The sequence below is a fragment of the Acinetobacter bohemicus ANC 3994 genome, assembly GCF_000367925.1.
Classification (GTDB): Bacteria; Pseudomonadota; Gammaproteobacteria; order Pseudomonadales; family Moraxellaceae; genus Acinetobacter; species Acinetobacter bohemicus.
Genome location: NZ_KB849175.1, coordinates 438,760 through 458,659 on the forward strand (window position 1 = coordinate 438,760; position 19,900 = coordinate 458,659).

Sequence of the window (19,900 nt, forward strand, 5' to 3'; positions counted from 1 at the left end):
AAGCTAAGGAGTTAACTGTAAAACCCATTAACTGATTAACTTTAAGGTGGCTTTTTTTATTTTTGCGATATCTTTATTTTTGATAACTTTATCTCGCATTTGGCTGAATCTGGCGCATTTAACTTATGCTCTTTTTTCATAAGCTTATGGTCATGTCGCATCCAAAATAAAATACAATAAAAATCAATATTTTAAAAAATAAATCCGCGTATTTTATTGACCCTATAAATCATTTTTTAAGCAAAGCTTTGCTGTTTTTTATTTATCTTTTTTATTCATGATCAATCCCTATTTTTTTATTTTTTTCGAAAAAGAAAAGACTTTAGCCTGTGTGCAATATTCAACACTTCCTGTTGCGGAGCACCCTGTCATGAGCGTCATTCAAGCACCTTTTTTAGCGAAATTTCTGGTTCTTTCTTCAGTAATTGCCGGTGCAATGATGCTGTCAGGTTGTGGCAAAAAACCGGCTGAAACGGTGACCTTAAATATTGGTTTTCAAAAATATGGTTTATTGCCGATTATTAAGGCACAGGGTTCTTTGGAAAGTGCGTTAAAAGAACAAGGCGTGACCGTAAAGTGGGTTGAATTTCCTGCCGGTCCACAATTACTTGAAGGCTTAAATGTGGGTAGCGTTGTCTTTGGTGAAGCTGGTGAAGCCCCCCCTATTTTCGCTCAGGCGGCAAACTCAAACTTGGTTTATATTGCCAACCAACCCGCTGCACCTTTGGCAGAAGCACTGATTGTACAAAAAGATTCACCGATCAAAAGCATTCAAGACTTAAAAGGTAAACGTGTTGTGCTGAATAAAGGCTCAAACGTACATTATTTATTATTAAAACTGCTAGAAGCCAATAAACTGACGCTGCAAGACATTCAAGTGGTTTACCTGCCACCTTCTGATGCACGTGCTGCCTTTGAACGTGGCGCTGTCGATGCTTGGGTCATTTGGGATCCCTTCTTTGCCGCAGCAGAACATCAAATTGGTGCGCGTATTCTGGCCACTGGTCAGAACCTCGTCAGCAACCACCAATTCTATTTAGCCGATCGCAAATTTGCTGAGCAAAATCCAGAAATCCTAAAAACGCTGGTGAATGAACTCAACACCACCACACAATGGGTTTCAAAGCACCAAGATGAAGCGGCAAAACTGTTAGAAAAACCTACAGGCTTATCTTCCGACATCCTGAAAACCTCGATTTCACGGATGGGGTTCGGTGTGCAAACCATTTCTGCGGAAGTGGCTCAAGAACAGCAATATGTCGCTGATGCGTTTTATCAACAAAAACTCATCCCCAATAAAATCAATATTCAAGCTGCCATTTTAAATCATGCCAGCAAATAAATAATAGGATGAGCATCATGGGTGTACTTAAATCTTTTAGCCTAATTGCTGTGACCGCACTCAGTCTTGGACTGGCTGCATGCCAGAAATCAGAACAAAAACAAGCCAACACATCTGCAACCCGTGCAGATACTCCAGTCAAAACATTGTCTATTGGCTACCAAAAATCATCCTTAAATTTATTGGTTGCGCGTCAGCAAGCCTTATTTGAACAGCAATTTCCTCAAGCTAAAATTGAATGGCGCGAGTTCCCGGCTGGCCCGCAAATGCTTGAAGCATTGGCCGTAAATGCAGTCGATTTTGGCTATGTCGGTAATACTCCGCCAATCTTCGCTCAAGCGGCCAATAAAGATTTACGTTACATCGGTTATGAAGTGGTGCCTGAACAATCGCAAGCTTTAGTGATTCCAGCAAGTAGCAGCATTAAAACCATTGCCGATTTAAAAGGTAAACGCATTGCGGTACAAAAAGGTTCGAGTGCGCATGAATTACTGGCCAAGGTCTTACAAAAAGCAGGTTTAAGCTGGACAGATATTCAACCCATCTGGTTACCGCCAGCGGATGCTCGCGCTGCATTTGACAAGCAATCTATTGATGCATGGTCTATTTGGGATCCCTACTTAAGTGCGGCGGAGCTGGACAGTAAAGCGAAAGTACTGACCAGTGCGGCAGATTTTCCAAAAACCTATTCATTTTATATTGCCAATCCCAAATTTATTACTGAACACCCTCAGGCTGTAACGCAATTTATTGGTGGATTGAATAACGCAGACCAATGGATTTTAAAGAATCAAACAGTGGCTTTAGATATTTATGCACAAAGTACCGGTCTCAATAAAACCATTGCACAGCGTGTTTTTGATCGCCGCTTAAAACCATCACCAATTCAGACCTTGACGCCTGAAGTGATCCAGACACAACAAAATATCGCTGATTTATTTCAGCAAGTTCAACTGATTCCACAAAAAATTAACGTTCAAGACGCGGTCTGGACACTTCCGAGCAAACAGTAATTTATTCAAAATTAACGAAGGAAATCTGACATGAAAATCTTTTGGTTTATTCCTACCCATGGTGATAGTCGTTACTTAGGAACCAGTAAAGGTGCACGCCAAGTTGATCATGCCTATATGAAACAAATTGCGGTCGCGGCAGATCACTTGGGCTATGAAGGGGTACTTATTCCAACAGGTCGTTCATGTGAAGATCCATGGATTACTGCCGCAAGTTTAATTGATGCCACCAAAAATTTGAAATTTCTCGTTGCATTACGCCCGGGAGTAACAACACCTGCACTGGCTGCACGTATGGCTTCAACTTTTGACCGTCTATCGAATGGTCGAGTATTACTCAATCTGGTGACAGGCGGTGATGAGCAAGAACTCAAAGGCGATGGGGTCTATGAAGACCATGCAACACGCTATCAAACCGCTGCTGAATACACCAAAATTTGGCGTGAAATTTTAACCCGTTCACATACAGGTGAATCCTTTACTTTCCACGGCGAACGCTTACAAGTCGATAATGCAAAACTCCTTTATCCACCTGTACAAAAGCCGTACCCACCTCTTTGGTTCGGTGGTTCTTCTGATGCAGCCCTTGAACTTGCTGCGGAACAAGTCGATACCTATTTAACTTGGGGTGAACCGCCTGCTGCGGTAAAAGAAAAAGTAGAAACCATGCGTGCCAAAGCGGCAGCTCGTGGCCGAACGTTAAATTACGGTATTCGCTTACACGTGATTGTACGGGAAACCAATCAACAAGCATGGGCAGCAGCTGAAGAACTGATCCAATATGTCGATGATGCCACCATTGCCGCCGCACAGAAAAAATTCAAGCAAATGGACTCCGTGGGCCAACGTCGCATGGCTGAATTACATAATGGCGATCGGACTAAACTTGAAGTGTCACCTAACCTTTGGGCGGGTGTCGGCTTAGTCCGTGGTGGTGCCGGTACAGCACTGGTTGGAGATCCAGAAACTGTCGCTGCACGTATTCAGGAATATGCCGATTTAGGTATCGATACCTTCATCTTCTCGGGCTATCCTCATTTAGAGGAATCCATTCGCTTTGCCGAATTAGTGTTCCCACTGCTTCCATTAGAAACACGTCAAAAATTAGCGCAACCAAATTTAACAGGGCCATTTGGGGAAATCGTAGCGAATAACTATGTTCCCGATGAAGCCCAAAAAGCAGTCAAAACTAAGGAGCCGGCTTAATGAGCAAAAGCATTTCTGCCGAAGCTTTGGTAAAAACTAAGGTTTCACGTGGAACAGCATTTGGGCAGCGTTTGCTGCCTTGGTTGTTCCCCATCGTTCTGATCTTGATTTGGCAAATCGCGTCAAGCACTGGACTTTTAGCCAGCCGGATTCTGCCTGCACCGAGTGCTGTCGTGACTGCATTTTGGCAGCTATTGATCAGCGGCGAACTTTGGCAACATGTCAAAGTCAGTGCTGGACGTGCCCTACTGGGTTTACTGGTGGGCGGTGGTCTGGGTTTACTGCTAGGTCTACTCAATGGCTCATCTAAACTGGCATCGACGCTACTCGATACCACCTTGCAAATGATCCGTAACATTCCGGCCTTGGCTTTAATTCCTTTGGTCATTTTATGGTTTGGAATTGATGAATCAGCAAAATTATTTCTCGTGGCGATTGGGGTATTTTTTCCAATTTATATTAATACCTATCACGGGATTCGTTCAGTCGATCCACAATTGATTGAAATGGGTAAAAGCTACGGACTGACACGCTGGCAGTTGTATAAAGACATTATTTTACCGGGTGCAATGCCGTCCATTTTAGTGGGCTTACGTTTTTCACTGGGTTTGGTTTGGGTATTGCTGATTGTGGCAGAAACCATTTCGGCTCAATCGGGCATTGGCTACATGACCATGAATGCACGTGAATTTCTACAAACAGATGTGGTACTGGTCGGGATTTTGTTATACGCCCTACTGGGTAAATTAGCGGATGTCTTAGCCGTGACTTTAGAAAAATATCTATTGCGCTGGCATGCTGGATACCAAAAATAAGGAATGGGTCATGACTGATTTAAGCATAGGGCGCCATGTCGCTGAAGAGACTAAGGCACCGCAATATCCTGTCACTAGCGACATCAATCCAAGCGCTGTGGTCGGTGCAGAAATTTTGATTGAGCAACTCTATAAATTTTACGGTGAAGTCAGCGTTTTAGAAGATTTAGACCTGCATATTCAACCGGGAGAATTCCTTGCCATTGTCGGGCGTAGTGGTTGTGGTAAAAGTACTTTACTGCGCCTGATTGCCGATTTAGAACAACCAAGTTATGGTGAAATCAAGTTTAAATCGGCTCGTCACATCCGTGAAGGCATTACCAGCGATGATATTCGAGTCATGTTCCAAGACCCACGACTGTTACCATGGCGCAGCATTGAACAAAATGTACAACTCGGTTTAGCCAAAGAACAGCAAAGCAATGCCTCCACCCTTTTAGAAAAAGTCGGACTAAAAGATAAAGCTGCATTGTGGCCTTCGCAACTTTCAGGTGGACAACGTCAGCGTACCGCGTTGGCACGTGCACTGTCACACAAGCCGCGTATTTTATTACTCGATGAACCTTTAGGTGCACTAGATGCACTGACGCGTTTAGACATGCAGGCACTGATTGAAAAACTATGGCGTGAACAGGGTTTTACCGCTATTTTGGTCACGCATGATGTCAGTGAGGCCGTACAGTTGGCCGATCGCATTATCCTGCTCGATAAAGGCCATATTGCTCAACAATTTAAAGTGGATTTAGTGCGACCACGAAAAAAAGATTATGCGTTTAGCGAATTAGAGCAACAAGTTTTAAATGCCGTATTGGCAACCTAATGTCTTAGCTATGAAATGAGCACATTACTCTGGTTTAGTTTGGGCTCATTTCATCATTCTGTTGTCTAAATGTAAGCTGATTTTTGAGTCATTTTAATCATTCATGCAACAGCTAGCGGCTTAAATACCAGACATTGCAAAATAGAAAAATTCAATCTTATTGAAAGTTTTAATAAATATTGATTAATTTATTCCATTTGGTCTTTTTCAGGATAGTTTTACATTGCTCAAAAACTGAATGCTTTAATCGCCAATCTAAAAAATAAATCACCAATATTCATCAAATTAAAACTTTTGCCTGTGCACAAATCTGACGATTTGCCGTACAATTTAAGATTCCAATTTTGATTATTTTCACATTGCCGATGGAACAAAAAAAGAGTACTCAAAAACGACATCAACTGCTGAATGCAGCACTCGATGTATTTTCCCTTTATGGTTTTAATGGGGCAAGCTTAGACGAAATTGCTCAAATTGCTGAAATGCATAAATCTAATATTTTCTATTACTATGAAAATAAAGAAGCGCTGTATGTTGAAGTGCTGACCACGGTATTACAGAAGTGGCTTTCTCCACTGCAAATGCTGGAAACCGACCTCGAACCTGAAGAAGCAATCAGCAATTATTTATTGCAAAAAATTGAGGTTTCTCGTACCCAACCGAAAGCGTCTCGATTGTTTGCTTTGGAAGTGATTCAAGGTGCGCCGCATATTTTGCCTATTTTAAAAGGTCCCTTAAAAAAATTGGTGAAACGTAAAGCCAAAGTCATTGCTTTGTGGCAAGAACAAGGAAAAATTGCCAAGGAAATTGATCCTGAGCTGTTAATCCTGAATATTTGGGCCATCACACAAAACTATGCGGATTTTGCCACCCAAATGGAAATGGTGACAGGCAAAACTTTACGTAACCGCAGTATGCAGCAACGAATTATTCAACATACGGTGCATATGATGTTATATGGCGTTATTCCTCGTGCATAAACCTTAAATTATCGTCCGCGATAATTTTGGCATACGACCATAGCCCCTCTATGGTCGCCAAACTTCCCAATAAATGACTTACTAATAATTTAATAATAAAAACACCCGATTTTCGCTTTAAACAAAATGCTTTTGATAAAGTGCCAGTAATTTTTGTGCGCCCAATAATAAATTTTCTTCCCAATCTAAATGTGCTGTATCATTTGCACCATCGGTAATATATTTGACCGAAATTAAGCGTACATCTAACTTTTTACACACTTTGGCCAAGGCATAACCCTCCATATCGACAAGGTTACACGGCACTTTCGGCAGACCGGTTTCAAAGCTGTCTCCCGTTCCACAAATCCCTTGAGCTAAATCTCCAAAATGGACATCTAAGGCAATTTCAGCCGGATAATCATGATCCATAGGGGTTACACCCACCTGAAAACCCAGTGGTGAAACATCCATATCACGTTGTACAAAAGTCATGACTTCAACCAGAGCATGCGCATCAAAATGTGAACTGCCTGCTGTGCCCAAATTTAACAGCGTTTTACAGCCCGTTTTTTGAATCACCTCAAAGGCTTTAAATGCCGCATTAACTTTACCGATACCACTGTAATGCACATCAATACCTGCTTGCTCAAACAAGCCTTTCGATTCATTCGGCAATGCCATAATTAAAGCCAGATCAGAAATCATGTGATGTACTCATGGAAAAAGATAAAAGGTGTGCTCATTAGAAAAGAAAATGTAATTAGGTGCAAATTTTAATCCGCTTTTTCAAAGTGGGTTTTTTCTTGAGGAGCTGTGCTTCTACTTATTTTCTTGAAGATATTCACGGCAGCAAGCTCTCCTTTAAAAAGGAGGATTTAGGGGGATTAAAAAATTTAGACTTAACCGCTATTTCCCCCTTAGATGATTTATTTATTATTTCCGCAAAGAGAAAAACTTTATCTCTGCTCCAAATAGCATTTTAAACACGGTGAAAAGAACAAATTGCCACGGTAAAAACCTTGTGCTGTTTTACTCACCACCAACAGCCATAACATCACCAGTATCACGGCCAAAGCATAAGCAATCGACTGGATAAAACTGACCTGAATCTGTAGACCCAAATTCAGCACTGCAAGGGTTAATACGCCTAATGGAAAGGTCAGCCCCCACCATCCCAAGTTAAAGGGTAAATCTGTTTTGGCATGTTTTAATGTGGTTAAAACGGCAATGCCCAACCACCATACGGCAAAGCCTAGTAACAGCATGCTTGCCACAATTCCCGCTTGCTGACAAAACACGCCTAAACTTTGCAGATTCACAGCAGCCAATACTTGTGGTGCTTGTGCACCCAGTACCAACAAGGCCAATGCACCTGTCGCAATCGGGCCCAATGCCAACCAACTGGTGATTGCCAACTCTTTGCTTGGCAATTGATGCAGTGCCAAGCGCAGCATTAAAATGGTTAAAATTGCAAAGGCAGGCAATACTGAAATGCCCCATAACACATAGCTGCCGACCAAAATGCCCACCGCTTGTTGACCTTCGGCAATGTGTGGCAACAACAAACCACCAGAGGTTGCCGCAACCTCACAGGCCACAATCGGCAATAGCCAGACTGCTGTCATACTGTGTAATTGATGCTCCTGCCGACTGAACATACAAAATGGCACCAGCCAAGCAATGGCAACCGCAAGCAAGATATCGACATACCACAACATCTGCGCCAGCTGAATCACCCCATCCCCATATAGGCTAATGCCAAACTTTAATAAGCCATTAATAATGGTCGCCAGTGCCATCGGAATGGCACCCAAAAACAAGCTCATACTGGCATGAGAAAAAATCTGTTTCGCTTCAGTCGGATAAATCAGCCAACGTAACCCATATAAAAGACAAAAGCTTATAAACAATAAAATATTCAGTTGCCATAATGATGCCCCCAATTGCACCATCATGCTGTGGGCAAATGGCAGTTCAGCTAGAATTAATGCCACAACACCAGTCCCCATGCTGGCAGTAAACCAATTGGGGGTAAATTGGCGCACAATATCTTGCATTTGTTCAAGTTGATAAAATGGCTTTTTCATCGCAGTTGCTCATCAAAGGCTATATCTGCATTTTACGAGCCTTTTAAAATAAGAAAAATTGATTTATTTTTATTCAATTAATCAATTTAATTGATAACAAGCACAATCTTTGATTAATTTTTTTGAGTAAAAACACAACAACAAGACGAACGCTGAAGATTATGGCAATATATAGCCCTGATAATTTTTCATTTATTGATTCGCCCATGAAGCTGCTCCGCCTGAATGCTTTAGCGCCCAATTTTCAATTGCCAAAAACTGCCGTCACCATTGGTAATTTTGACGGTGTGCATTTGGGTCATCAGGCGATGATTGCACAATTAAAAGAACTCGCAGCAGCGCAAAATTTAAAAACCTTGGTGATGATTTTTGAACCGCAACCTTTAGAGTTCTTTAAAGGCTATGAAGCACCGCCCCGCATTAGCTCATTACGTGAAAAAGTCGAATATCTGACTGAACTGGGTGTCGACTATATTGCCATCGCAAAATTTGATAATTATTTCCGTAGCTTAAGTGCTGAAGAATTTGCACAAATACTCAAACAAAAACTCAATGCACACAGCCTAGTACTGGGTGATGACTTCCACTTTGGCAAAAACCGTCAGGGCAACAGCGAATTTCTTCGTCACTATGGCTTTCACGTCACCAATCTAAATACCGTCGAACAAGCGGGTGAACGGGTCAGTTCCACCCGTATTCGCCAAACCTTACAAGCCGGTGATTTAACACTCGCCGCACAATTATTGGGTCGTCCATACAGCATCACAGGTCGAGTGCAATATGGCGATCAAATTGGACGGACGATTAATTTCCCAACCATCAATGTGCGTCTCAACCGTCATAAACCCTGTTTAAATGGTATTTACGGCGTTGAAGTATTATGTGAAACCGAATCTTTAAAAGATAAAGTCCAAGCCGAGCATCCTGAAAAACTCGGGATTGCAGCTTATGACCCCACTGCACTGTTTGGTGCAGGACATGTTGGTACACGGCCAGCCATCAAACAGGAACATCCTGAATGGCGATTAGAAGTACATTTTCCTGATGTTTCTGCTAATCTGTATGGCCTGTTAATGCGGGTGACGTTCTTAAACTATTTACATGGTGAAAAGGACTACCCTTCGCTTGAAGCATTAAAAGCGGGAATTGATGATGATGTTGAGAAACTGCTTGAGTTTCGACAAAACACGCCGCATTTTCCCTTTTAAATCCCTAATTTTTTACTGTAAAACGCGTCAGCCTAAGCCTGATTAAATTGGAAGACAACTTGCATGAGCGATAAGCAAACTCCTGAAAATGCAGTGGATTATAAAGCCACGCTAAACCTCCCAGGTACTGAATTTGCAATGAAAGCAAATCTCGCAGTACGTGAAGCAAAATGGTTAGAAGAGTGGTATGCCGACAACATTTATCAGCAGATTCGTGCATCGCGTATTGGCAAGAAAAAATATGTGCTTCATGACGGCCCTCCATACGCCAATGGTCAAATTCACCTCGGTCATGCGGTAAATAAAGTCCTCAAAGACATCATCATCAAAAGCCGTATTATGGATGGTTTTGATGCACCCTATGTTCCGGGTTGGGACTGTCACGGTTTACCAATTGAACTGAAAGTCGAAGAAAAAGTCGGTAAAGTCGGCGTAAAAGTCGATGCATCTACTTTCCGTAAGGCTTGCCGCGAATATGCTTACACACAAGTCGAATTACAGAAAAAAGACTTTGTGCGTATGGGTGTGTTCGGTGATTGGGACAATCCGTACTTAACCATGAACTTCAAACAAGAAGCAGACATTGTGCGTTCATTGGGCGCAATTCAAAAACAAGGTCATATCCAACCGGGTCTGAAACCGGTCAACTGGTGTTTGGATTGTGGTTCTGCACTGGCAGAAGCGGAAGTTGAATACGAAGATAAAAGATCAGATGCGATTGACGTCGGTTTTACCGTTATTGATTTAGCCGATTTATCAGCGCGTTTGGGTGTTGAAGTTAAAGATTCAACTGACATTGTGATCTGGACAACAACGCCTTGGACAATTCCAGCCAACCAAGCGGTTGCCCTGCATGCTGACATTGAATATCAACTTGTTAAAGCACGTGGTGATGAAAAAGCTGCACAAAACTTTATTTTGGCAAAAGATTTAGTTGAGTCTGCCACTGAACGTTACGGCTTTACCACTGTTGAAGTGATTGCTGATTTTGCCGGTAGCAAACTTGAGAATTTACAATTACAACATCCTTTAATTACTGAACGTCAGGTTCCAGTCATTTTAGGCGAACACGTGATTGCAAGCAGTGGTACAGGTGCGGTACATACGGCTCCCGGCCATGGTGTAGACGATTATAAAGTTGGCTTACTGTACAACTTAAAAGTGGATAATCCTGTCGGTGGTAACGGGGTATATTTACCCACTGCACCCATTTTTGCAGGCGAACACATCTATAAAGCCAATCCACAGATTATTGCGGCACTCAGTGAAGCTGGAAAACTTTGGGCACATGTGGCGATTAAACACAGCTACCCACATTGCTGGCGTCATAAAACACCAATTATCTTCCGTGCAACCCCACAGTGGTTTATCAGCATGGATGATCAAGGCTTACGTCAAGATGCGCTCAATGCCATCGAAAATGACATCAGCTTTGTACCAGATTGGGGTAAAAACCGTATTCAATCAATGATTGAAGGTCGTCCAGACTGGTGTATCTCACGTCAACGGACTTGGGGTGTGCCAATTCCATTCTTCGTACATAAAGACACCAATGAACTTCATCCACGTACGCCTGAACTCATTGAAGAAGTTGCAAAACTGATCGAACAAGAAGGTATTGACGGTTGGTATAACCGTGAAGCCAAAGACTTCATCGGTGCAGATGCGGAACACTACAATGCGGTGCGTGACACCTTAGATGTCTGGTTTGACTCGGGTACAACGCATTTTGCCGTGCTTCGTGAACGTGAAGACTTAACCGACCCTGCTGATTTGTACCTTGAGGGTTCAGACCAACACCGTGGCTGGTTCCAATCATCGTTATTGACATCAATTGCCATCAACAAACGTGCGCCATATAAAGGGCTCTTGACCCATGGTTTCGTGGTGGATGAAAAAGGTCGTAAGATGTCGAAGTCAATCGGCAACGTGATCACCCCACAAGACATCATTAAAGATATGGGTGCAGACGGCTTACGTTTCTGGATCGCATCTTCAGACTACCGTTATGAAATGACCGCAGGTAAAGAAATCTTTAACCGTGCATCAGACGGCTACCGTCGTATTCGTAACACCTTGCGTTTCTTGTTGGCAAACCTAAATGGTTTCACCCCTGCAACAGATGCCTTGCCAGTAGATCAATTGATCGCGCTGGATCAATACATCTTGCAACGTGCGGCTGAAGTACAAAAAACCATTCAACAAGCCTATGAAGATATGAATTTCCATATCGTGGCCAGTTCATTGACCAACTTCTGTATTAATGACTTGGGTGGTTTCTACCTCGACATTATCAAAGACCGTCAGTACACCACCAAAGCAGATTCTCAAGCGCGTCATTCGGCACAAACTGCGCTGTATCACTTGGTACAAGCCTTTGTCCGTTGGATGGCACCCATCTTGACCTTTACCGCGCAAGAAGCTTGGCCGTTAATTCCGGGTCAGACCGAAAAATATGTATTTACCACAGAATGGTATGACATTCCTGTTGCTTCAACTGCAAACCTGATTTCAGAAGCCGATTGGCAAACCATGATTGCGGTTAAATCGGCAGTGAACAAGCAAATTGAAGCGGCACGTAATGCCAAATTGATTGGTTCAAACTTATCTGCCAAAGTTGAACTTTGGGCCAATGCGGAACTCAAAACAGTACTAGATCAGTTAAATGATGAACTTCGTTTCGTCCTGATTACCTCAACTGTGATTGTGAATGCATTTGATGAAGCACAAGGTGAAGCGACTGAGCTTGAAGGCTTACGTGTGAAAGTCTCTGCTGCGGAAGGTGAAAAATGTGCGCGCTGCTGGCATGTTCTTCCAGATGTAAATACACATCACGAACATCCAGGTCTGTGTTCTCGTTGTATTATCAACCTTCCTACAGGTCAAGGCGAAGAGAGAAAATATGCCTAATCCACAACCGAAAAAGGGCTTATTCCAATTCTACCTACACAATTTAGTGTGGGTGGGTTTATCCATTGTCGCGATTATTCTCGACCAATGGACCAAATGGATTGCAACGACACATCTGAATTATGCAGATCCTGTGCCGGTACTGCCCTTTTTAAATTGGACATTGCTACATAACTATGGCGCAGCTTTTAGTTTCTTGTCCGATGCAGGTGGATGGCAACGTTATTTCTTTACTTCACTGGCAGGTTTAGTGTCTGTGATTTTTGTATTTTGGCTCATGCGTATGCCAAAAAAAATCGTGATTTTACCGCTGGCGATTGCCCTTATTTTGGGTGGTGCCATCGGTAATTTAATTGACCGTGTCTCTTTAGGTTATGTGGTCGATTTTATTCATGTGTACTACAACAACAGCCATTTTCCTGCTTTTAATATTGCAGATAGTGCCATTACCTTAGGCACAATTCTGCTGCTTATCGATACGTTTTTCCTCGAAAAACAACGTATTCAACGTGCTGAAGTGCAACAACATGACTGAAATAATTAATCCCAATGAAGAAACCCGTATTGCTGAAGGCTCAAAAGTAGAGCTTCACTTTTCTGTTGCTATTGAAAATGGCGTAGAAATTGACAATACCCGTAGCCGTGAAGAACCTGTCAGCCTTGTCATGGGCGATGGCAGCTTACTGCCGGGCTTTGAAAAAGCACTGTTTGGTTTACGTGCTGGTGACCGTCGTACCGTAAGCCTTCCACCCGAAGATGCTTTTGGTCCGTGGAACCCTGAAAATATTCAAACATTTGATACGGTAAAATTCGAACAAACGCCAATTGTCGGCCATATGATTGAATTTGAAGATAAAGCCAAACAAAGCTTATTTGGTGTGGTGAAATCAGTCGGTGAAGATATTACTGAAATTGATTTCAATCATCCACTTGCTGGCAAAGATATTACTTTTGAAGTGGAAATCTTCAAAGTCACGCCTGCGGGTCAGCAAGGTATAAAAATTATGTAATTCAGCATTCGCTGAGACAGTATTAAAAAAGCTCCTTCGGGAGCTTTTTTAGCTTGGGTAAAATACAAAACCCTCATATTCAGCCCTTCATATTCATATTAATTTAGGGCGTGTCCTCATTTGGCTTTACACCAAATAAACATGCAAGCAATGTAAATCATAGACTGATAATTTCGTGCAAGCTTATCAAATCGGGTTGCAATCGCTCGAAAATGTTTTAACCTCGCAAACGCATTCTCAACTAAATGCCTTAATCGATATAGATATTTATCAAATTCTTTATTTAATCTTTTACTATTTGATCTCATTGGAATAATTGGAATCATATTTTTATTTTTAATCAATATTCTGATGGTCTCAGCATCATATCCCTTATCTGCAATTAAATAATCTGCTTTTTCTACAGTCTCTATCAATTGCTCTGCAACTTGGCTATCGTGGACTTGACCCCCAGTGATTTTAAAATCAATCGGTAATCCATTCGCGTCGGTTGCAAGATGTATTTTTGTTGTTCGCCCACCACGTGATTGTCCAATTGCTCTTTCGAAACCATTCCGAGCTCCACTTGCATGCTGATGCACGCGTATGTAGCTTCCGTCAATGAATACCCATTCTTGATCCAAGACGCCACGTAATCTAAAAAAAATTTATTCCACAACCCCTTACTTGCCCAACGATTAAAACGATTATAAGCAGTTTGCCAAGGACAAAATTCTTGAGGAATATCACGCCATGTCGCACCTGTACGTAGTTTCCATAAGATAGCTTCCATGATATTTCTACTATTCTTTGAACAGTAGCAACCGTGTAATCGCATTGTATCTTGGATTTGCTGCCAAATATTATCTGTTAAAAGAGTACGTGCCATTGAATAATATTGAAATACAACTAATTTGGAATATTATTTTAAGTCTTTAACATCCATTCTTCAAATGAGGACACGCCCTAGAGCGCAACGAGATAAAAAAAACAGGTTCAGCATGAAAATTCAAATTATTGTTGGTAGTGTGCGTGAAGGGCGTATTGCGATTAAAGTCGCACGTTGGGTACAACGAAGTATCGAAAAAGCAAATTTCAGTACCGTTCAAACCGAACTGGTCGATTTAAAACAATGGGATCTGCCTATTTTTGCAGGAGCACACCCTCCTATCACGGGTATTTATGACCAACCCAAACAACAAGAGTGGGCTGATAAAATTTCCCAAGCCGATGCCATTATTTTTATCAGTCCTGAATATAATCATGGCTACAGTCCAGCCTTAAAAAATGCTTTAGATTACTTAGGCAAAGAATGGCAAGGTAAACCCGCGGCCTATATTGGCTATGGTGCAACCAATGGATCACGTTCGATTGATCAAATTCGTCAAGTCGGCACACAATTGGGCTTAGTCGACAGTAATGCAGTGATTGAAATTCGTGACATCTTCTCACGCAATAAAACGGAAGAATTTGAACCCAATGAATTTGATGAAAAAAAGCTGACATCCGTTTTGGATAAATTGATCCAATATGTCAGTGCCTGATGTTTTTTAGTCTGTTGTCAGTTTTAGCTTACAACAGTTGCAGAAAATCACCGCTTTTCACACATCATTTATCACGCTATATTAAAGACATACAGAGACAGAAAGCCTCTAATGCATAAAACAATAACAATAAAGCATAAACAGCAGGAAGCTGATCGGTACGACAGGCGTTATACCTTTAAATGAATATGAAAAAGCCTCGACAGGATGTCGGGGCTTTTTTTATTGAATGCTTGGGACAGTCGGAATTTACCAATTAAAGGTTTATTTGAAATCCTAAATCAAGATCACAGGCAGCTTGCCCTCCACGTATGCCCCCATTTTCTAAAGTACGTCCTGTTAAAACAATTTTAATCTGATCTGACGGAACAGAAAATTGATGATTTGATTCAGCACTAAATGAACATTGCGATCTGTTTTAGCAAGTTGAAAGGCTTCTTTAAAGCATTAAACACAGCAACTATGATCTCTTATTAAAAGCAAATTATTGTGCGGTTAATTGCAGTAATCTGGCATTTTTCCCATCTTCAAGTACCCAAATTGAACCATCCTCAACTTCGAGTAAACCACGTATCCGTTGCTGCATCTTTAAACGTTGTACTTCAAGCACAGGCTTCATTTCAGTATCCACAATCACAATCGCTTTAGAAGATAAACCACCAATCAGCGCTTTATTTTTCCATGCAGGAAATTGATTTCCTGTATAAAAAATTAAACTAGATGGAGAGATGACAGGTGTCCAACTGATTGCCGGTGCTTTAAATTCTGCACGAGTATCATGATCCGGTATGTCTGTACCATCGTAATGATCGCCATTCGAAACCACGGGATAACCATAATTTTCACCTTTGATAATAATATTGAGTTCATCGCCACCTTTAGGACCCATTTCAACGCTCCAAAGCTGACCTTGATGATCAAATGCCATACCCAATGGATTGCGATGTCCCAATGACCAGACTTGTTTGGCAATTTCACCTCTGTCTGTAAAGGGATTACCCGACGCAGCTGTACCATCATCATTTAAACGTAAAATCTTGCCTAAATTAGAATTCATATCCTGTGCAGGATCAAATTTCTGCCTTTCACCTGAACTCAGCCATAGCTTTCCATCTGCACCAAATAAAATACGATGCGAATAATGTCCTTGCCCCTGTACTTTAGGCACTTGTGTCCAAATGGTCTTTAAATGTTTCATCTGTGGATTTTGAGCATCCGACAAATCTAACTCACCGCGTACAACCACAGCACCATAACCACCCTGTCCCGCTTCAGCATAGCTAATATAAAGCCAATGGTTACGCTGAAACTGAGGATGCAATACAATATCCCCCAAACCACCTTGTCCACCATAAGCCACTGTAGGTAGTCCTTTAATTTCAACCTGTTGTTTTGTTTTTGGATTAAATAATTTTAATTTTCCTTTACGCTCAGTCACCAGTACACGACCATCTTTTAAAGCTGCCATTGCCCAAGGCTCATTAAACTGTGCAATCGTTTTAACTTGATAAGTTTGGTTGATCCGAGTGACAGATGTTGTTTTGGCTATTTCAGCCGCTGTTTTTTGCTCAAATTTAGAGGAATTACTTTGTGCATTACACGCCATTAAAATCAAAGAACTGGTTAAAGTCACCGTAGTAAGCAGACTCAGTCGTAATATTTTCATTATGATTTCCACTTTTATGCAAGTTTCTATCATTGTCATTCTAAGTAATTTATTCAAAATCACTATTTTTTATTGTTAATTGCTACAGCCCAGTAATCTTAGCCTACATAATCGACACAAATTATAGTGTAGGAAATAACGTACACAGGCTGCTGCTTTTTGCGTATATACCAATGAATAAAGTTTTATTATTCTTAACTCATTAGGAAACAGGATGTTTCCCAAATGAAAACAATAATAATAAGTTTGAACATCAGGATGTGAGGTATAGCAGAAGTTATACCTAAGCAATGCATACAAAAAAGCCCTCTCATCATGATAGGGCTTTTTTGCATTTAAGTGATTTAAGCTATTCCTTTTAAGCTCTTTAGATAACTCACTATTTCTTGATTACCTGCCATTTCAGCAAGTTCTAAAGCTGTATAAGTACTGCGATGATTAATATCTGCACCTTTACTAATTAATAGCTTCACTACCTCTAAATGATCATTTTCAGCTGCTGCATGTAAGGCACTATAACCTTCTTCATCGGCAGAGTTGACGTCCAGACCTTCCTGTAGCGCCTGCTCGACTTGTTCGATGTCGCCTAAAGATGCCCAGTACACCAGTTCAGGAAGATGCAGCTCGTCATCATCTTCAGGGATTGGGGAGAATGAGTTGATGTTCATCTGAGTAATCCTATTTATTCAACATCTATAATTGATAACTAATTCTAACGCGCTCTACTTAATAAAAAACTATAGCTATGAATATGTATAGAAAAATAAGGTAAAACTATGTATTTAATTTTTTGAAGAGAAAGCCTGAGGAAAAATCAAAATCTATTATTTATTTTTACAATTACCTCGAAATACCATTGCATTATCCATATAAGTAAAGGATTTGATAGGTTTACTTTGGTACTCTTCAAGAATAAGAGAATATACATTACTTCCGCTTCCTAATCCTTCTCCTATTTTTAAATAGTTAATTACTTTAAAACCATTATCTTTAGAACCTGGATCAATAATAAATGGTTTATTAACGTAATCATTTTTCAAAGCTCCACTCATGATTCCTGTACTACGATCAACATTGAAAGTCCGACCAATGTAATAAGTCTCTAAATTTCTCACATCATAACTATTAGATATTTCTTCTATTACACATTCATAGCTGTTTATTTTTTGAGCATGCACAAAGGAATTTGCTAAAAATATTGCACCTAAAATTATATTCTCATAAAATTTATATCTCTTTTTATAAAACAGATTCTCTTTATAGAATACTATTATTTTGATTTTAAAAATAAAAAAGCCCCCTTACGGAATAATGCCAGTCAGTTAAGAAATTGACTGGCATTTTATTTTTTTAATACATGATGTTATTCGATACGCGGAAACGTCATCCGCAACTGTTCGAGGCAAAACTATTTTAAAAAAGTAAGGTTTCTGTGATTAATTAATCAATAAAAGGTATTTGACGAGTTTTGCGGATGACAAGTGCCTTTGATTACTTTGGGCTTATCCAAAGTAATAGATGAGCTCCAAGTATATGATTTAAAAATATAAGACTCCGTCGTGAATAACTAAAAAGCTAAGGGCTTTATTTTTTAAAACCCTTAACTGACTGGCATTACCCTTACGGAGGCTTCTTTTAAATTTACGTTTTAAGCTTTAGAAACAGCTGGCTGACTTGCGCCAATCTTTTCAGACTCATCGTCATGCATAATTAATGCTACAGCAATTGCCGTAATCAGAACCGGTAAACCCACTGCCATAAAGTTAATGTAAGCAGGTAAATTCATGCCTAACAAACCACCAATTAAAATTGGTCCTACAATCGCGCCCATACGGCCAATAGCAGATGACCAGCCAATACCGGTAGAACGTATCGCCAATGGATAAAACTGTGCGACATAGCTATACAGTAGCATTTGTGAACCAATAGAAGCTGCACCCGCCAAGAACACCAAAATGTATAGCAGGAACTGGTTCGACTGGAAGCCCATTAAGCTCATCACAATCGCACCCATCATTCCCAAGCACATAAGCACGGGTTTTAAATGGAAACGATCCGCCAGGATTCCCCCACCAACAATACCCACAACCGCCCCTACATTCATGACCATCATGAACATTAAGCTGTTATCCATTGAGTAGCCCGCGGCCATCATCAGCTTCGGTAACCAGCTGCTCAATGCATACATGGTCAGTAAGCATGTAAAAAATGCTACCCAAAATAAGAGCGTATTGGTTGCACGGCCACGACGGAATAAACTCACCACGTTTGCCGCTTCAGGGACATTTTCCTGTGGCAAAATAAATGTGGTTTGGTCCGTAACCTTAGTATTTGGTGACAAGCGACGTACAATACGATGCGCTTCGGTCTGCTTGTTCTGTTTCACAATAAACGAGAGCGATTCAGGCAAAAATTTCCAGATCACAGGCAATAAAAATAATGGGATCCCGGCAATAAAGAACATGATTTGCCAACCAAAATCAGGGGTAAACCATGAACCCAATAATGCAGCCATAACACCACCTACCGCATAACCACTGAACATTGTGGTCACCAGCGTACTACGCATCTTTTGGGGTGCATATTCGGAAGTTAAGGCAACAAGGTTTGGCATTACACCGCCAATGCCTAAACCGGCTAAAAAGCGTAAAATACCGAATTCAGTCGGGTTAGATGCAAAACCACCAGCAAAGGTCAAACCGCTGAATAGCACAATACAAATCATAATGACCTTTTTACGGCCAATCTTGTCTGCTAAAGAGCCAAAGAACATTGCACCAAACATCATGCCAGCCAATGCTGTACTCGCAAGCATTCCAGCTTGTACAGCGCTTAAGCCCCAATCTTGCATTAAAAGCGGCAACACCACACCATTAATCGCTAAATCATAGCCATCAAATAAAATAATCAATAAGCACCAAGCCACGACATTGAAGTGGAACGGGGTAAATTTCGCTTTATCGACTACAGAATTAATATCTAAGTTTTCTGTTGTCATCGTTCTCATCTCCCATGAGTACTTGTTAAAAATTTCACATGAATTTTTAAGTAAAATTCAATTTTTGCGCAATATACGCAAGTCAAATTTTATGAACAATTAGACCTAGGGATAAAACAGCAAACCTATATTAAAAAATCTGTAAATATATGATTTTTATGCTGTAGCTATATTTATTTCATGCATATTTTTAGACAGTAATCTTTCTACTTTTATCCACTTCTGCTAAATAAGAAGCAATTTATTCTAAGTTTTTTATACATGCACTCTCACATCACCAAGAAATCTTTATTATTCTTTAAAAATCTTTCTCTCTAATTTTATTGCTTATCCTTAAAAA

18 protein-coding genes are annotated in these 19,900 nt (G+C 40.8%); 11 read left to right on the forward strand and 7 right to left on the reverse strand.

All coding sequences use genetic code 11. The annotated features are described in order from the left end of the window. Nucleotides 1–370: 370 nt before the first annotated feature. From F994_RS12480 to F994_RS12505, 6 genes are all read left to right on the forward strand, one after another. The gene (locus F994_RS12480) at nucleotides 371–1,342 is read left to right on the forward strand and encodes a sulfonate ABC transporter substrate-binding protein (protein WP_034697179.1); all 972 of its coding nucleotides are present in this window, start codon (nucleotides 371–373) and stop codon (nucleotides 1,340–1,342) included. 17 nt (nucleotides 1,343–1,359) lie between these two features. Then, a complete protein-coding gene (locus F994_RS12485; RefSeq protein WP_004650861.1) occupies nucleotides 1,360–2,355 on the forward strand; it encodes an aliphatic sulfonate ABC transporter substrate-binding protein in 996 nt (331 codons plus the stop codon). Nucleotides 2,356–2,385: 30 nt separating this feature from the next. Then, nucleotides 2,386–3,561 (forward strand): FMNH2-dependent alkanesulfonate monooxygenase, encoded by a 1,176-nt coding sequence (gene ssuD, locus F994_RS12490; protein ID WP_004650862.1) that lies wholly within the window; start codon nucleotides 2,386–2,388, stop codon nucleotides 3,559–3,561. Further along, nucleotides 3,561–4,376, forward strand: a complete 816-nt coding sequence (ssuC, locus tag F994_RS12495; protein WP_004650863.1) for an aliphatic sulfonate ABC transporter permease SsuC — start codon at nucleotides 3,561–3,563, stop codon at nucleotides 4,374–4,376. Before ssuD ends, ssuC begins: the two co-directional genes overlap by 1 nt. Before the next feature lie 10 nt (nucleotides 4,377–4,386). Continuing rightward, the gene (locus tag F994_RS12500) at nucleotides 4,387–5,196 is read left to right on the forward strand and encodes an ABC transporter ATP-binding protein (RefSeq protein WP_004650864.1); all 810 of its coding nucleotides are present in this window, start codon (nucleotides 4,387–4,389) and stop codon (nucleotides 5,194–5,196) included. 365 nt (nucleotides 5,197–5,561) lie between these two features. Next, nucleotides 5,562–6,176: a TetR family transcriptional regulator C-terminal domain-containing protein gene (locus F994_RS12505; RefSeq protein ID WP_004650865.1), complete on the forward strand. Its 615-nt coding sequence runs from the start codon at nucleotides 5,562–5,564 to the stop codon at nucleotides 6,174–6,176. A gap of 117 nt (nucleotides 6,177–6,293) precedes the next feature. On the opposite strand, the gene F994_RS12510 is transcribed toward F994_RS12505, so the two are convergent. Both F994_RS12510 and F994_RS12515 read right to left on the reverse strand, forming a co-directional pair. Then, complete coding sequence (locus tag F994_RS12510; RefSeq protein ID WP_004650867.1) at nucleotides 6,294–6,863, reverse strand: phosphorylase family protein; 570 nt, start codon at nucleotides 6,861–6,863, stop codon at nucleotides 6,294–6,296. A 251-nt stretch (nucleotides 6,864–7,114) separates the two neighbouring features. Beyond that, nucleotides 7,115–8,245: a TDT family transporter gene (locus tag F994_RS12515; RefSeq protein ID WP_004650868.1), complete on the reverse strand. Its 1,131-nt coding sequence runs from the start codon at nucleotides 8,243–8,245 to the stop codon at nucleotides 7,115–7,117. Nucleotides 8,246–8,451: 206 nt separating this feature from the next. Here F994_RS12515 and ribF point away from each other — a divergent pair, with 206 nt between their 5' ends. From ribF to F994_RS12535, 4 genes are all read left to right on the forward strand, one after another. Next, nucleotides 8,452–9,453, forward strand: coding sequence for a riboflavin biosynthesis protein RibF (gene ribF, locus F994_RS12520; protein WP_034697181.1), 1,002 nt, complete (start codon nucleotides 8,452–8,454; stop codon nucleotides 9,451–9,453). A 63-nt stretch (nucleotides 9,454–9,516) separates the two neighbouring features. Beyond that, nucleotides 9,517–12,363 carry an isoleucine--tRNA ligase gene (ileS, locus tag F994_RS12525; protein ID WP_004650870.1) on the forward strand — a complete coding sequence of 949 codons (2,847 nt, stop codon included), beginning with the start codon at nucleotides 9,517–9,519 and terminating at the stop codon, nucleotides 12,361–12,363. Continuing rightward, complete coding sequence (lspA, locus tag F994_RS12530) at nucleotides 12,356–12,898, forward strand: signal peptidase II (protein ID WP_004650871.1); 543 nt, start codon at nucleotides 12,356–12,358, stop codon at nucleotides 12,896–12,898. The genes ileS and lspA overlap by 8 nt, the downstream gene beginning before the upstream one ends. Next, nucleotides 12,891–13,373: an FKBP-type peptidyl-prolyl cis-trans isomerase gene (locus tag F994_RS12535; protein ID WP_004650872.1), complete on the forward strand. Its 483-nt coding sequence runs from the start codon at nucleotides 12,891–12,893 to the stop codon at nucleotides 13,371–13,373. Before lspA ends, F994_RS12535 begins: the two co-directional genes overlap by 8 nt. A 116-nt stretch (nucleotides 13,374–13,489) precedes the next feature. Here the strand turns inward: F994_RS12535 and F994_RS17245 are convergent. Then, nucleotides 13,490–14,241, reverse strand: a protein-coding gene (locus tag F994_RS17245) for an IS5 family transposase (protein WP_407636529.1) whose coding sequence is annotated in 2 segments (ribosomal slippage) — nucleotides 13,490–14,007 and nucleotides 14,007–14,241 — 753 coding nt in all. Because the reading frame shifts where the segments join, the coding sequence is not laid out codon by codon here. 112 nt (nucleotides 14,242–14,353) lie between these two features. Between F994_RS17245 and F994_RS12545 the strand changes: the two genes are divergently transcribed. Next, a complete protein-coding gene (locus F994_RS12545; RefSeq protein WP_004650874.1) occupies nucleotides 14,354–14,896 on the forward strand; it encodes an NADPH-dependent FMN reductase in 543 nt (180 codons plus the stop codon). Between the two features lie 484 nt (nucleotides 14,897–15,380). Here F994_RS12545 and F994_RS12550 read toward each other — a convergent pair whose 3' ends face one another. The 4 genes from F994_RS12550 to F994_RS12565 form a co-directional block, all read right to left on the reverse strand. Next, nucleotides 15,381–16,562 carry a PQQ-dependent sugar dehydrogenase gene (locus F994_RS12550; protein ID WP_004650875.1) on the reverse strand — a complete coding sequence of 394 codons (1,182 nt, stop codon included), beginning with the start codon at nucleotides 16,560–16,562 and terminating at the stop codon, nucleotides 15,381–15,383. Between the two features lie 344 nt (nucleotides 16,563–16,906). Then, the gene (locus F994_RS12555) at nucleotides 16,907–17,230 is read right to left on the reverse strand and encodes an ankyrin repeat domain-containing protein (RefSeq protein WP_004650876.1); all 324 of its coding nucleotides are present in this window, start codon (nucleotides 17,228–17,230) and stop codon (nucleotides 16,907–16,909) included. 156 nt (nucleotides 17,231–17,386) lie between these two features. Next, nucleotides 17,387–17,740, reverse strand: a complete 354-nt coding sequence (locus F994_RS12560; protein ID WP_004650877.1) for a hypothetical protein — start codon at nucleotides 17,738–17,740, stop codon at nucleotides 17,387–17,389. Nucleotides 17,741–18,210: 470 nt separating this feature from the next. Next, entirely contained in the window at nucleotides 18,211–19,560 is a 1,350-nt protein-coding gene (locus tag F994_RS12565) for an aromatic acid/H+ symport family MFS transporter (RefSeq protein ID WP_004650878.1), read from the reverse strand. Nucleotides 19,561–19,900: the final 340 nt, after the last annotated feature.